Source organism: Burkholderia territorii, assembly GCF_902833055.1.
Classification (GTDB): domain Bacteria; phylum Pseudomonadota; class Gammaproteobacteria; order Burkholderiales; family Burkholderiaceae; genus Burkholderia; species Burkholderia territorii.
Genome location: NZ_CADFEJ010000003.1, coordinates 22,301 through 36,323 on the forward strand (window position 1 = coordinate 22,301; position 14,023 = coordinate 36,323).

Annotated in this window: 12 protein-coding genes; 10 read left to right on the forward strand and 2 right to left on the reverse strand. The window is 65.5% G+C overall.

Annotated features, from left to right (window positions below; genetic code table 11):
* Nucleotides 1–5 precede the first annotated feature (5 nt).
* The 9 genes from folP (at nucleotide 6) to phoR (ending at nucleotide 9,439) form a co-directional block, all read left to right on the forward strand.
* Nucleotides 6–899 carry a dihydropteroate synthase gene (folP, locus tag HW466_RS07490; RefSeq protein WP_151004157.1) on the forward strand — a complete coding sequence of 298 codons (894 nt, stop codon included), beginning with the start codon at nucleotides 6–8 and terminating at the stop codon, nucleotides 897–899.
* A 36-nt stretch (nucleotides 900–935) separates the two neighbouring features.
* The gene (gene glmM, locus HW466_RS07495) at nucleotides 936–2,291 is read left to right on the forward strand and encodes a phosphoglucosamine mutase (RefSeq protein WP_059449355.1); all 1,356 of its coding nucleotides are present in this window, start codon (nucleotides 936–938) and stop codon (nucleotides 2,289–2,291) included.
* A gap of 449 nt (nucleotides 2,292–2,740) precedes the next feature.
* Complete coding sequence (gene pstS / locus HW466_RS07500; RefSeq protein WP_059506087.1) at nucleotides 2,741–3,775, forward strand: phosphate ABC transporter substrate-binding protein PstS; 1,035 nt, start codon at nucleotides 2,741–2,743, stop codon at nucleotides 3,773–3,775.
* Between the two features lie 94 nt (nucleotides 3,776–3,869).
* Complete coding sequence (gene pstC / locus HW466_RS07505; protein WP_059506089.1) at nucleotides 3,870–4,853, forward strand: phosphate ABC transporter permease PstC; 984 nt, start codon at nucleotides 3,870–3,872, stop codon at nucleotides 4,851–4,853.
* The gene (gene pstA, locus HW466_RS07510) at nucleotides 4,850–5,743 is read left to right on the forward strand and encodes a phosphate ABC transporter permease PstA (protein ID WP_059465600.1); all 894 of its coding nucleotides are present in this window, start codon (nucleotides 4,850–4,852) and stop codon (nucleotides 5,741–5,743) included. Before pstC ends, pstA begins: the two co-directional genes overlap by 4 nt.
* Nucleotides 5,744–5,758: 15 nt before the next feature.
* Complete coding sequence (gene pstB / locus HW466_RS07515) at nucleotides 5,759–6,607, forward strand: phosphate ABC transporter ATP-binding protein PstB (RefSeq protein ID WP_059449351.1); 849 nt, start codon at nucleotides 5,759–5,761, stop codon at nucleotides 6,605–6,607.
* Nucleotides 6,608–6,625: 18 nt separating this feature from the next.
* Nucleotides 6,626–7,330, forward strand: a complete 705-nt coding sequence (gene phoU, locus HW466_RS07520; protein WP_059449350.1) for a phosphate signaling complex protein PhoU — start codon at nucleotides 6,626–6,628, stop codon at nucleotides 7,328–7,330.
* A 30-nt stretch (nucleotides 7,331–7,360) separates the two neighbouring features.
* Nucleotides 7,361–8,062, forward strand: a complete 702-nt coding sequence (gene phoB / locus HW466_RS07525; protein WP_006750313.1) for a phosphate regulon transcriptional regulator PhoB — start codon at nucleotides 7,361–7,363, stop codon at nucleotides 8,060–8,062.
* Nucleotides 8,063–8,119: 57 nt separating this feature from the next.
* Entirely contained in the window at nucleotides 8,120–9,439 is a 1,320-nt protein-coding gene (phoR, locus tag HW466_RS07530; RefSeq protein WP_059449349.1) for a phosphate regulon sensor histidine kinase PhoR, read from the forward strand.
* 120 nt (nucleotides 9,440–9,559) lie between these two features.
* Here the strand turns inward: phoR and ppk1 are convergent, their stop codons facing one another.
* Entirely contained in the window at nucleotides 9,560–11,623 is a 2,064-nt protein-coding gene (gene ppk1, locus HW466_RS07535) for a polyphosphate kinase 1 (RefSeq protein WP_059449348.1), read from the reverse strand.
* 278 nt (nucleotides 11,624–11,901) lie between these two features.
* Between ppk1 and ppx the strand changes: the two genes are divergently transcribed.
* Complete coding sequence (gene ppx, locus HW466_RS07540) at nucleotides 11,902–13,416, forward strand: exopolyphosphatase (RefSeq protein ID WP_059449347.1); 1,515 nt, start codon at nucleotides 11,902–11,904, stop codon at nucleotides 13,414–13,416.
* Nucleotides 13,417–13,471: 55 nt separating this feature from the next.
* Here ppx and HW466_RS07545 read toward each other — a convergent pair whose 3' ends face one another.
* On the reverse strand, nucleotides 13,472–13,912 hold the full coding sequence (locus tag HW466_RS07545; RefSeq protein WP_151004155.1) for a hypothetical protein: 441 nt from the start codon (nucleotides 13,910–13,912) through the stop codon (nucleotides 13,472–13,474).
* Nucleotides 13,913–14,023 lie beyond the last annotated feature (111 nt).

Sequence of the window (14,023 nt, forward strand, 5' to 3'; positions counted from 1 at the left end):
CGCCCGTGCCCGACTCCGCAGTTTCAGCCTCCATTCCCGCGCCGCTCCAGTGCGGCCGTTTCTCGCTGACGTTCGAACGCCCGCTCGTGATGGGCATTCTCAACGCCACCCCCGATTCGTTTTCCGACGGCGGCCGCTTCCTCGCGCGCGACGATGCGCTGCGCCAGGCCGAGCGGATGATTGCCGAAGGCGTCGACCTGATCGACATCGGCGGCGAATCGACGCGTCCCGGCGCGCCGCCCGTGCCGCTCGACGAGGAGCTCGCGCGCGTGATTCCGCTCGTCGAAGCGCTTCGGCCGCTGAACGTGCCGCTGTCGATCGACACTTACAAGCCGGCCGTGATGCGGGCGGCGCTCGCCGCCGGCGCGGATCTGATCAACGACATCTGGGGATTCCGCCAGCCGGGCGCGATCGACGCCGTGCGCGAAGGCAACAGCGGGCTGTGCGCGATGCACATGCTCGGCGAGCCGCAGACGATGCAGGTCGGCGAGCCCGACTACGGCGACGTCGTGACCGACGTGCGCGACTTTCTCGCCGCCCGCGCGCAGGCGCTGCGCGATGCGGGCGTCGCGCCGGAGCGGATCTGCGTCGATCCGGGGTTCGGATTCGGCAAGGCCGTGGTCGACGACAACTACGCGCTGCTGGCCGCGCTGCCGGACACGGCGCCCGCGCGGCCCGACGGGCGCGCGTACCCGATTCTTGCAGGCATGTCGCGCAAATCGATGCTCGGCGCGGTGATCGGCGGCAAGCCACCGATCGAACGCGTCGCGGCGAGCGTGGCGGCCGCGTTGTGCGCGGTCGAGCGCGGCGCGGCGATCGTGCGTGTGCACGACGTCGCGGCGACGGTCGATGCGCTGAAGGTCTGGAATGCCGTGCGCGAAGCCGCGCGGCAACGATAAGTCAAAAGTTGGAAAGACGAAGGAGGAAGGTTCGCCATGGGACGTCGATATTTCGGCACGGACGGCATTCGCGGCACGGTGGGCGATGCGCCCATCACGCCTGATTTCGTGTTGCGTCTCGGCTATGCGGCCGGCAAGGTGTTGGCCGGCGCGGCCGACGTCGCGGCGGGTGCGCGTCCGACGGTGCTGATCGGCAAGGACACGCGCGTGTCGGGCTACATGCTCGAGGCCGCGCTCGAGGCCGGCTTTTCGGCTGCCGGCGTCGACGTGATGCTGGCCGGCCCGATGCCGACGCCGGGCGTCGCGTACCTGACGCGCGCGCTGCGCCTGTCGGCCGGTGTCGTGATCAGCGCATCGCACAACCCGTATCAGGACAACGGGATCAAGTTCTTCTCCGCCGACGGCAACAAGCTGCCCGACGATACGGAGGCCGAGATCGAAGCATGGCTCGACAAGCCGCTCGAATGCGCGTCGTCGGACCGCCTTGGCAAGGCGCGCCGCCTCGACGACGCGGCCGGCCGTTACATCGAGTTCTGCAAGAGCACGTTCCCGGCCGCGTACGACCTGCGCGGGCTCAAGCTCGTGATCGACTGCGCGCACGGCGCCGCGTACCAGATTGCGCCGCACGTGTTCCACGAGCTCGGCGCGGACGTGATCCCGATCGGCGTCGCGCCGAACGGTTTCAACATCAACGACGGTGTCGGCGCCACGGCGCCCGACGCACTGGTGCGTGCGGTGCGGGCGAACCATGCGGACCTCGGCATCGCGCTCGACGGCGATGCGGACCGCCTGCAGGTCGTCGATTCGACGGGCCGCCTGTACAACGGCGACGAGTTGCTCTACGTGCTCGTGAAGGACCGGATCGCGACTGCCGGCAAGGTCGACGGCGCGGTGGGCACGCTGATGACGAACCTCGCGGTCGAGGTCGCGCTGCAGCGCGAGGGCGTGCAGTTCGTGCGAGCGGCCGTCGGCGATCGCTATGTGCTCGAACAGTTGCGCGAGCGCGGTTGGCAGCTCGGCGCGGAAGGTTCGGGCCATATCCTGTCGCTCGATCGCCATTCGACCGGCGACGGCATCGTCTCGGCGCTTCTCGTGCTGGCGGCGCTCAAGCGCAGCGGCCGCACGCTTGCGCAGATACTGGACGGCGTCACGCTGTTCCCGCAGAAGCTGATCAACGTGCGGATGAAGCCGGGTGCCGACTGGAAGGGCAGCGCATCGATTCGCGCGGCGATCGACGCGGCCGAAAGCGCGCTTGCCGGCCGCGGCCGGGTGCTGATCCGCGCGTCGGGTACCGAGCCGGTGCTGCGCGTGATGGTCGAGGCGCAGCATGCGGCTGACGCGACGCGTCACGCGGAAGCGATCGCCGACGCAGTGCGCGCGGCGACGAGCTGAGCCGAATCGGCGACGGTGCACGATGTCCGGCCGGCCACGCGCGGCCTTGCCGGTGATTCGACAGGCGGCGCTTTCGGGCGCCGCAATTCGTCAGACGCAAAGGTTTGCGCTATTAAATAGAGGGTGACTTCGGCGCGAATTTCGTCTGATGAAATCTTTCGACCCTGAATCGCGAGGGCCGGCGGCGATGCGCGTGCCGCACCGCATCCGGCGAACGCGCTTCGCTCGGGCCTCGCATACGCGGGTGCCGAGGACCCTTCCCGACCGGCAGTTCCAGCCGGTATTCCCGCGCCGCGATGTCGGCGCGCGGCCGCCCGCACAGGGCCCGATACACCCTTTCAACCAGTCATGTTACTGTCACGCCAGTTTCATCGATTGTCACATTATCGTCATGAGGAGCCCCTAACCTTCGCGGTGCCGTAGTCATCCGCTCACACACTGGAGGTCTCATGAAATTGATGCAAACCGCGATTGCCGGCCTGGCTGGCGCGCTTTTCGCAGTCGCCGCGCAAGCTGCCGACATCACGGGCGCAGGCAGCACGTTCGCGATGCCGATCTATACGAAATGGGCTGCCGACTACCAGCAGTCCGGCGGCGCGAAGGTGAACTACCAGGGTATCGGTTCGTCGGGCGGCCTGAAGCAGATCGTCGCGAAGACGGTCGATTTTGCCGGTTCGGACGCTCCGCTGAAGGATGAAGAACTCGCGAAGGAAGGCCTGTTCCAGTTCCCGACGGTGGTCGGCGGCGTGGTGCCGGTCGTCAACGTGCCGGGCGTGAAGGCCGGCGAACTGACGCTGTCGGGCCCGGTGCTCGGCGACATCTACCTCGGCAAGATCAAGAAGTGGAACGATCCGGCGATCGTTGCACTGAACCCGAAGGTCAAGCTGCCGGATACGGACATCGCGGTCGTTCGTCGCGCTGACGGTTCGGGCACCAGCTTCATCTGGACGAACTACCTGTCGAAGGTCAACGACGAGTGGAAGTCGAAGATCGGCGAAGGCACGACGGTCAACTGGCCGACCGGCACGGGCGGCAAGGGCAACGACGGCGTCGCGGCCTTCGTGCAGCGCCTGCCGGGCGCGATCGGCTACGTCGAGTGGGCGTATGCGAAGAAGAACAACATGACCTACACGGCCCTGAAGAACTCGACGGGCACGGTGGTCGAGCCGAAGACCGAAACGTTCAAGGCCGCTGCTGCCGGCGCGAACTGGTCGAAGTCGTTCTACCAGATCCTGACGAACCAGCCGGGCAAGGAAGCATGGCCGGTCGTCGGTGCGACGTTCGTGCTGCTGCACGCGAAGCAGGACAAGCCGGAGCAGGGCGCCGAAACGCTGAAGTTCTTCAGCTGGGCGTTCAAGAACGGCGAGAAGGCAGCCGACAGCCTCGACTACATCTCGCTGCCGGCGTCGGTCGAGACGGAAATCCGCAAGCAGTGGAAGACGAAGGTGACGGACGCATCGGGCAAGCCGGTCGCCGCAGAGTAAGCAATCCAGCGGTTCGCTGCCCGGCCGTGCCGGCCGGGCAGTGTGTGCGGTAAGGCCGGGCGTTACGGCGCCCGGCGATCCAGAACAGGCGCCCATGTCTGATATTTCCTACACGTCCTCCCGGTCCGATGCCGCGCAGCAACGCGCGCCGAGCCGTCTCGGAGACGTTCTGTTCGGCGGCCTCGCACGGCTGGCCGCGATCGTGACCCTGCTGCTGCTGGGCGGGATCATCGTTTCCCTGATCATTGCGTCGCTGCCGACCATCCAGAAGTTCGGCCTCGGTTTCCTGTGGCAAACCGAGTGGGATCCGAACTCGGATATCTACGGCGCAGTCGTGCCGATCTACGGCACGATCGTGACGTCGATCATCGCTCTCATCATCGCGGTGCCGGTCAGCTTCGGCATCGCACTGTTCCTCACCGAATTGGCGCCCGTGTGGCTGCGTCGCCCGCTCGGCATCGCGATCGAGCTGCTCGCGGCGATTCCGTCGATCGTGTACGGCATGTGGGGCCTGCTCGTGTTCGCGCCGATCTTCGCCGAATACTTCCAGAAGCCGATCGGCCGTCTGTTCAAGGACGTGTGGGTGCTCGGTCCGCTGACGGCGGGCCCGCCGATCGGCATCGGCATTCTCGCGGCCGGCGTGATCCTCGCGATCATGATCATCCCGTACATCGCATCGGTGATGCGCGACGTGTTCGAAGTCACGCCCGTGCTGCTGAAGGAATCGGCGTACGGGATCGGCTGCACGACGTGGGAAGTGATGTGGAAGGTCGTGCTGCCCTATACGAAGACCGGCGTGATCGGCGGCGTGATGCTCGGCCTCGGCCGCGCGCTCGGCGAAACGATGGCCGTGACCTTCGTGATCGGCAACACCAACCTGCTCGACAGCGTGTCGCTGTTCGCGCCGGGCAACAGCATCACGTCGGCGCTCGCGAACGAATTCGCGGAAGCGCAACCGGGCCTGCATACGTCCGCCCTGATGGAGCTGGGCCTGATCCTGTTCGTGATCACGTTCATCGTGCTGACCATCTCCAAACTGCTGCTGCTTCGTCTCGAGAAAGGAGAGGGCAAGAAATGAGCGAGCCCGTCATGAATTTCCCGGGGCCGAATGGCGCCGTGCTCGACGCGATGCGCAATCGCCTGCAGCGCAAGCGCAAGGTGACCAACGCGATCGCGCTGACCGCGTCGCTCGCTGCAATGGCGTTCGGCCTGCTGTGGCTCGTGTGGATTCTCTACACGACGGTGCATCTGGGCGTCGGCGGATTGTCGCTGCAGCTGTTCACCGAATCGACGCCGGCGCCGAACACGGAAGGCGGCGGCCTGGCGAACGCGATCGTCGGCAGCCTGCTGCTGTGCGGTTTCGGCACGCTCGTCGGCACGCCGATCGGCATCCTCGCGGGCGTCTATCTCGCCGAATACGGCCAGAAGAACCTGCTGGCGAGCACGATCCGCTTCATCAACGACATCCTGCTTTCGGCGCCGTCGATCGTCATCGGCCTGTTCGTGTATGCGATCGTCGTCGCGAAGTCGGGGCGCTTCTCGGGCTGGGCCGGCGTGATCGCGCTCGCACTGCTGCAGATTCCGATCGTGATCCGCACGACCGAGAACATGCTCAAGCTCGTGCCGAACGCGCTGCGCGAAGCGGCCGTCGCGCTCGGCACGCCGAAGTGGCGCATGGTACTGAAGATCACGCTGCGCGCATCGGTCGGCGGGATCGTGACGGGCGTGCTGCTCGCGGTCGCGCGGATCGCCGGCGAAACGGCGCCGCTGCTGTTTACCGCGCTGTCGAACCAGTTCTTCTCGTGGGACATGAGCCAACCGATGGCGAACCTGCCCGTCACGATCTACAAGTTCGCGATGAGCCCGTTCGCCGAATGGCAGTCGCTCGCATGGGCGGGCGTGTTCCTGATCACGCTCGGGGTGCTCGGACTCAACATCCTGGCGCGTTCGATCTTCTCGAAAAAGTAACGGCGGAGCAATCCGATGAATATGGCAGAAAGCCACCTGAATCCCGTCGAGCGCGCCGCTGCGCCCGCCGGCACGCAAGATGCGGCAAATGGCCGTCCGCTGGCGCCGCTGAACGCGAAGATCGAGGTCAACAACCTCAACTTCTTCTACAACAAGTTCCACGCGCTGAAGAACATCAACCTGCGCATTCCCGAAGGGAAGGTGACGGCGTTCATCGGTCCGTCGGGTTGCGGCAAGTCGACGCTCCTGCGCACGTTCAACAAGATGTACGCGCTCTATCCGGAGCAGCGCGCCGAAGGCGAAATCCTGATGGACGGCGAGAACCTGCTGACCACCAAACGCGACATTTCGCTGCTGCGCGCGCGCATCGGCATGGTGTTCCAGAAGCCGACCCCGTTCCCGATGTCGATCTACGACAACATCGCGTTCGGCGTGAAGATGTTCGAGAAGCTCACGCGCTCGGAGATGGACGATCGCGTCGAGTGGGCGCTGACCAAGGCCGCGCTGTGGAACGAAGTGAAGGACAAGCTGAACCAGAGCGGTTACGGGCTGTCCGGCGGCCAGCAGCAGCGTCTGTGCATCGCGCGCGGTATCGCGATCCGTCCGGAAGTGCTGCTGCTCGACGAGCCGTGCTCGGCGCTCGATCCGATCTCGACGGGCCGCATCGAAGAGCTGATCGCGGAGCTGAAGAGCGACTACACGGTCGTGATCGTCACGCACAACATGCAGCAGGCCGCGCGCTGCTCGGACTACACGGCCTACATGTACCTGGGCGAGCTGATCGAATTCGGCGACACCGAGAAGATCTTTATCAAGCCGGTGCGCAAGGAAACGGAAGACTACATCACCGGCCGTTTCGGCTGATGACGGAGAACAACAACCATGTCGGATAAACATCTGTCGAGCCAGTTCGACGCGGACCTGAATGCCGTGTCGTCGAAAGTGCTGGAAATGGGCGGGCTCGTCGAGTCGCAGATCGTCGGCGCGATGCATGCGCTGAACGAGTTCGACCGCGAGGCGGCCGAGAAGGTGATCGCGGCCGAGGAAACGCTGAACGCGATGGAAGTCGACATCGACCAGGAGTGCGGCAACATCATCGCGCGGAGGCAGCCGGCCGCGCGCGACCTGCGCCTTCTGATGTCGATTTCGAAAACGATTACGAACCTCGAGCGCGCGGGCGACGAGGCCGAGAAGATCGCGAAGCGCGTGCGCCGCCTGGTCGACGAGCCGGCCGCGCGTGCGGTGAACATCGCGGAGATCAAGGTGTCGGGCGAGATGGCCGTGACGATCCTGCGCCGCGCGCTCGACGCGTTCGCGCGCCTCGACACGGTGGCGGCCGCGCAGATCGTCAAGGACGACAAGGAAATCGACCTCGAATTCCGCGCGTTCGTGCGCAAGCTCGTGTCGTACATGCAGGAAGATCCGCGCACGATCTCGGTCGGCCTGGAGTACCTGTTCATCGCGAAGGCGATCGAGCGGATCGGCGACCACGCGAAGAACATCGCCGAATTCATCATCTACATCGTGAAGGGCACGGACGTGCGGCACCAGCCGCGCGACATGCTCGATCGCGAAGCCAACAGTTAATCGACTCCGTAAGGAAGAACAGAGGTGCCGATGCCCAGCAACATTCTCGTCGTTGAAGATGAACCCGCGATTTCCGAACTGATCTCGGTGAATCTTCAGCATGCCGGTCACTGTCCGATTCGCGCGTACAACGCGGAGCAGGCGCAGAACCTGATCAGCGACGTGCTGCCCGATCTCGTGCTGCTCGACTGGATGCTGCCGGGCAAGTCCGGCATTGCGTTCGCGCGCGACCTGCGCAACAACGAACGGACCAAGCACATCCCGATCATCATGCTGACCGCGCGCGGCGACGAGCAGGACAAGGTGCTCGGCCTCGAGATCGGCGCGGACGACTACGTGACGAAGCCGTTCTCGCCGAAGGAGCTGATGGCGCGCATCAAGGCCGTGCTGCGCCGCCGCGCGCCGCAGCTGACCGAGGACGTCGTGTCGATCAACGGGCTGCGCCTCGATCCGGCCACGCACCGGGTCGCCGCGCACGGCGACGGCAGCGAGATCAAGCTCGATCTCGGCCCGACCGAATTCCGCCTGCTGCATTTCTTCATGACGCATCCGGAACGCGTGCACAGCCGCACGCAACTGCTAGACCAGGTGTGGGGCGATCACGTGTTCGTCGAAGAGCGCACCGTCGACGTCCACATCAAACGATTGCGCGCGGCCTTGAAACCGGCCGGCTGCGATGCGATGATCGAGACCGTGCGCGGCAGTGGCTACCGACTCGCCAAGCACGCGTAACGTATCCGGACATGCCGTGTGCCACGGCATGCCGTTCATTCTTTCGGGCGCTGAATCATGAACATCATCTGGGCGCGCTTTCTCGTGTCGCTCGTGCTGCTCGTGCTGATCAGCGTATTGGTCGGCGTGTTCGCCGGCCCGATCGCGGGCCTCGGCTTCGCGGTCGTGATGCTGGTCGCGCAGGGCTTCTTCAGTACCTTCCATACGCAACGCCTGTGGCGTCTGCTCGATGCGCCCGTCTACGGCGAGGTGCCGAGCGCGCCGGGCATCTGGGGCGAAATCTACTACCGGCTGCACAAGCTCGCGAAGCAGTGGCATGCGCAGGTGCGGCAGGTCGAGCAGCAGCATTCGCGCTTCATCCAGGCGATCCAGGCGTCGCCGAACGGCGTCGCGATGCTCGACGACCATGACCAGATCGAATGGTGCAACGCGATCGCCGAGGTGCATTTCGGGCTCGATGCGAAACGCGACCTGCGCCAGCACATCACGAATCTGGTTCGTCATCCGGAATTCGTCCGCTACCTGAACGCGCAGCATTACGACGAGACGCTCGTGATGCGCGGGATGGGCGACTCGCGGCAGAACGTGCTGGAAGTGCAGGTGTTTCCGTACGGCGAGAACCGCAAGCTGCTGCTCACGCAGGACATCACGGAGCTCGAGCGGACCGACGCGATGCGGCGCGACTTCGTCGCGAACGTGTCGCATGAACTGAAGACGCCGCTTACCGTGCTGTCGGGTTTTCTCGAGACGATGCGCGAGCTGCCGCTGAACGAAGAAGATCGCGCGCGCTATCTCGACATGATGGAGCAGCAGGCGTCGCGGATGCGGCACATCGTCACCGATCTGCTGGTGCTCGCGAAGCTCGAGGGCGAAAGCAAGCCGCCGATGGATCACGCGATCGACATGCGCGCCGTGTTCGACCATCTGAAGGAAGATGCACGCACGCTGTCGAACGGGCATCACGAGATCACGTTCACGATCGACGAGACGCTCGGCGTCACGGGCGCGCAGACGGAAGTCTTCAGTGCGTTCGCGAATCTCGTGACCAACGCGATCCGTTATACGCCGGACGGCGGCAAGATCGTCGTGTCATGGCGGCGCGAAGGCGCGCAGGGCGTGTTCTCCGTCACCGACAGCGGCTTCGGTATTCCGGCCGCCGACCTGCCGCGGCTCACCGAGCGCTTCTACCGCGTCGACCGCAGCCGCTCGCGCGATACGGGCGGCACGGGGCTCGGCCTCGCGATCGTCAAGCACGTGCTGCAGCGACACGATTCGCACCTGTACGTGCAGAGCGAGGAAGGGCGCGGCAGCACGTTCACCGCACGTTTCCCGGCGTCGCGGATCATCGCGATCCGGCCGGCTGCGTTCGAAGCATGAGCGCGTGACGCGATTCCGGGGCCCTGTATCGGCATCCCCTCGGAAACGAAAAAGCACAGCCCTCGGGCTGTGCTTTTTCGTTGGGTGGCACGGCACGCGAAACCGCGCGCCGCCCGGTGCCTACGAACAGAACTTCGCGAGCAGCCCGAGTTGCGCGTTGCGGATCGTCTTGCCCGCGCGGCGCCGGCGGTAGTGGCCGTCGCTCAGCATCTGCCAGGCCGACTGGTTGTCGCCGAGGCAGACCGACAGCCCTTCGGCGATCACGCGGCGCTTCAGCTTGCGATCGCGAATCGGGAACGCGACTTCGACGCGACGGAACAGGTTGCGGTCCATCCAGTCCGCGCTCGACAGATAGACGTCCTCGGCGCCGCCCGCGTGGAAATAGTAGATGCGGTGATGTTCGAGGAAGCGCCCGACGATCGAACGCACCGTGATGTTCTCCGACAGCCCCGGCACGCCGGGCTTCAGCGCGCATACGCCGCGCACGATCAGGTCGACCTTGACGCCCGCCTGCGACGCTTCGTACAGCGCGGCGATCACCGACGGTTCCAGCAGCGCGTTCATCTTCGCGACGATGCGCGCGCGCTTGCCGGCACGCGCATTGTCGATCTCCGCGCGGATCGATTCGATGATGCGCGGATGCAGCGTGAACGGCGACTGCCACAGCTCGTGCAGCGTGAGCTCGCCGCCGATTCCCGTCAGCTGCTGGAAGACGTGGTGGACGTCCTCGCAGATCTTCTGGTCGGCCGTCATCAGCCCGAAGTCGGTGTAGAGGCGCGCGGTGCGCGGATGATAGTTGCCGGTGCCGAGGTGCACGTAGCGGCGCAGCGATGCCTTGCCGTGCTGCACGACGCGCCGCACGATCAGCATCATCTTCGCGTGGCACTTGTGGCCGACCACGCCGTACACGACGTGCGCGCCGACCGCTTCGAGCTGCGACGCCCAGTTGATGTTGGTTTCCTCGTCGAAGCGAGCGAGCAGTTCGACGACGACGGTCACTTCCTTGCCGTTGCGCGCGGCTTCCATCAGCGCGTCCATCAGCGGCGAATCGGTGCCGGTGCGGTAGATCGTCTGCTTGATCGCGACGACGCTCGGATCCTTCGCGGCCTGCTGCAGCAGCTCGAGCACCGGCTGGAAACTTTCGTACGGGTGGTGCAGCAGGATGTCGCCGTCGTCGATGGCGTCGAACATCGTCGGCGCGTTGACGATCGCGGGCGGGATCGATGCCGCGAACGGCGCGAACTTCAGGTCGGGGCGATCCACGAGATCGGGAATCTGCATCAGCCGCACGAGGTTCACGGAGCCGGCCACGCGATAGCAGTCCTTCTCGCCGAGCAGGCTTTCGTCGAGCAGGCGCCGCACGATATGCGCCGGCGTGTCGGCCGACACTTCGAGCCGCACCGCGTTGCCGAGGTGGCGCGCGGGCAGTTCGCCCTGCAGCGCGACGCGCAGGTTGGTGATTTCGTCCTCGTCGACGAACAGCTCGCTGTTACGCGTGATGCGAAACTGGTTGCAGCTCTTCACGACCAGTTGCGGGAACAGTTCGCCGACGAAGCGCTGCATGAACGAGCTGAGCAGCACGAAGCCGTGCTCGAAGCCCGACAGCGCCTGCGGCATGCGCACGACGCGCGGCAGCGCGCGCGGCGCCTGCACGATGCCCATCACCGCCTGGCGGCCGAACGCGTCGCGGCCCTCGAGTTCGACGACGAAATTCAGGCTCTTGTTCAGCACGCGCGGGAACGGGTGCGCGGGATCGAGCCCGATCGGCGTCAGCACGGGCAGCAGTTCATCGAGGAAGTAGCGGCGTGCCCATTCGAGCTGCTCGTCGTTCCACGTGTCGCTCGCGTGGAAGTAGATGCCTTCCTGTTCGAGCGCCGGCAGCACGGTTTCGTGCAGCATCGTGTACTGGCGGTGCACGAGGCGTTGCGCGCGCTCGACGACGAGGTCGTAAGCGTGCTGCAGCGACATGCCGTCGGGTGTCAGTGCGCCGGGGTTGTCGCGGATCTGTTCCTGCAGGCCGGCCATCCGGACTTCGAAGAATTCGTCGAGGTTGCTGCTGGTGATGCAGATGAAGCGCAGTCGCTCGAGCAATGGAATTTGCGGGTCAGCCGCCTGGGCCAGCACGCGCTCGTTGAAACCGAGGATGCCGAGTTCACGATTGAGAAGCGGATAACGGACGGACATCGGCAGAGTAGGGGATGATTCGGGCGATGATTCGAAAGGACGCTCGGAAACTCTCACGGTACGATGACGTGCTGATGACGATGATGTATTTATATCGGGAAATTCTACGCCGGAACCGTTTCGTCTCATAAATGTTTCGGCCATATACAATCTACCCGTGTACATGCCCGTGAAGCGTGGCAATGGCAAGCGTTCCACGCTTAAAATGTCGCCTTTGATTGATCGCTCAGCGCGGCCGGCCGGCTGCCGCGGGCGAACGCGCACGGAGCCCCCTTCTGATGGTTACATCCCCCCACTTGCTGGCTGCCGTCGATCTCGGCTCGAACAGCTTTCGGCTGATCGTCGGGCGCGTCGAGGAAACGCCGGCGGGCAGCCAGATCTATCCCGTCGACGCGCTGCGCGAGCCCGTTCGACTGGCCGCGGGCCTGTCGAGCGACAAGATGCTCGATCGCGCGTCGCAGGAGCGTGGCTGGGAGGCGCTCAAGCGGTTCGGCGAGCGCCTGCGCGATTTCCATCCCGACCATGTGCGCGCGGTTGCGACCAACACGCTGCGTGTCGCGAAGAACGCGGGCGAGTTTCTCGGCGAGGCCGAAGCGGCGCTCGGTTTTCCGATCGAAGTGATCGCGGGCCGCGAAGAGGCGCGCCTGATCTACGCGGGTGCCGCGCATTCGGTGCCGGCGAGCGCCGGCAAGCGGCTCGTCGTCGACATCGGCGGCGGCTCGACCGAATTCATCATCGGCTCGCACTACACGCCGATCGTGATGGAGAGCCTTTACATCGGCTGCGTGAGCCATAGCCGGGCATTCTTTCCGGCCGGCAACGTCGACGAATACACGATGCGGCAGGCCGAACTCGCGGCCAAGCGCGAGATCCAGATCATTTCCAGCGAGTACAAGAAGGCCGGGTGGGACCAGGCGATCGGTTCGTCCGGCACCGCGCGTGCGCTCGCCGAGCTCGTCGAGGCGAACGGCTTCAACGACGCGGGCATCACGCATGGCATCTCGCGCGGCGGGCTGGAACGGCTGAAGCGCGCGCTGATCAAGGCCGAGAACGTGAACCGGCTGAAGCTGATCGCGCTGAAGCCCGATCGCGTGCCGGTGCTCGCCGGCGGCCTCGCGATCATGCTCGCGGTATTCGAGGAGCTGGGGGTCGACTACGTCGACACGACCGACGGCGCGCTGCGTCTCGGCGTGCTGTACGACCTGCTCGGCCGGACCCAGCACGAGGACATGCGCGCGGTGACCGTCGAGGGCTTCACGCGCCGCTACGGCGTCGATCGCGCGCAGGCCGAGCGCATCGGTGCGCTTGCGGTGCGGTTTTACGACGAGCTCGACGAAGCCGACGACGAAGAGCGCGAGGAAGGCCGGATGTTCCTCGGGTGGGCAGCCGCGTTGCACGAGATCGGCCTGTCGATCTCGCACAGCTCGTATCACAAGCATTCGGCCTATATCGCGAGCAATGCCGACATGCCCGGTTTCTCGCGCACCGACCAGGCACGTCTTGCCGCGCTCGTGCTCGGCCATGCGGGCAAGCTCGGCAAGCTGTCGCAGGCGCGCGACGTCGAATGGCCGCTGCTGTTCTGCCTGCGGCTCGCGGCGCTGCTGTGCCGGCGCCGGACCGATGCCGGGCTGCCGGACATTTCCGTGTCGCAGATGAAGAAGGGCGGGTATGAAGTGCGCCTGCCGAGCGCCTGGGTCGAGCAGAACCCGCTGACCGACTACAGCCTTAGCCAGGAAGCGGCCGAGTGGGAGAAGGTCGGTATTCCGTATCGCGTGGTTTACACGGGCGCGTGACGCGCCGGCACGCCGGCGGCGCGCTTGCGCCGTCTGGTTCTGCGTGGCGCTGCGCTCAGTCCGAGCACACGATCGCGGTCAGGAACGGGAATGCCTGCTTGACCGTCGCATCGCTGCCCGCTTTGCGCACGGCCTGTTCGACTGCGCTCTTCGTGCCGCGCACCACGACGCCGTATGCCCAGTCGCCGATCGGCGCGCCGTCGCCGGGCCGGAAGATCGGGTCGTTCGCCTGGTAGCCGAGCACGACATACACGCCGAAGCCATAGGCGGTCAGCGGATGGTTCGTGCGGAATGCGTTCACCGAATTCGATTCGACGTGCATCGGCTCCGACTGGATGTCGCCCGCCGCGAGCAGCGGCGCGACGAACTTGTGGCCGTTCGAATGGCAGTCGAGCGCGTCGTCGAGCGACTTGGCCGATGCGACGCCGGGCGCGCCCGAGGTGCCGATTGCGAGCAGCGCGCCGAGCAGGGCGGTCTTGAAAACGTGGTTTTTCATGCGCGGTTGCGGGTTGGTCACGGACATTATCGCGTGTTCCAGCAAGTTTCGTGCGCGCGCTGAAGGGCGGTGCAGCGCCGCCGGCGAATGCAGGCGGCTGACCAAACGAAA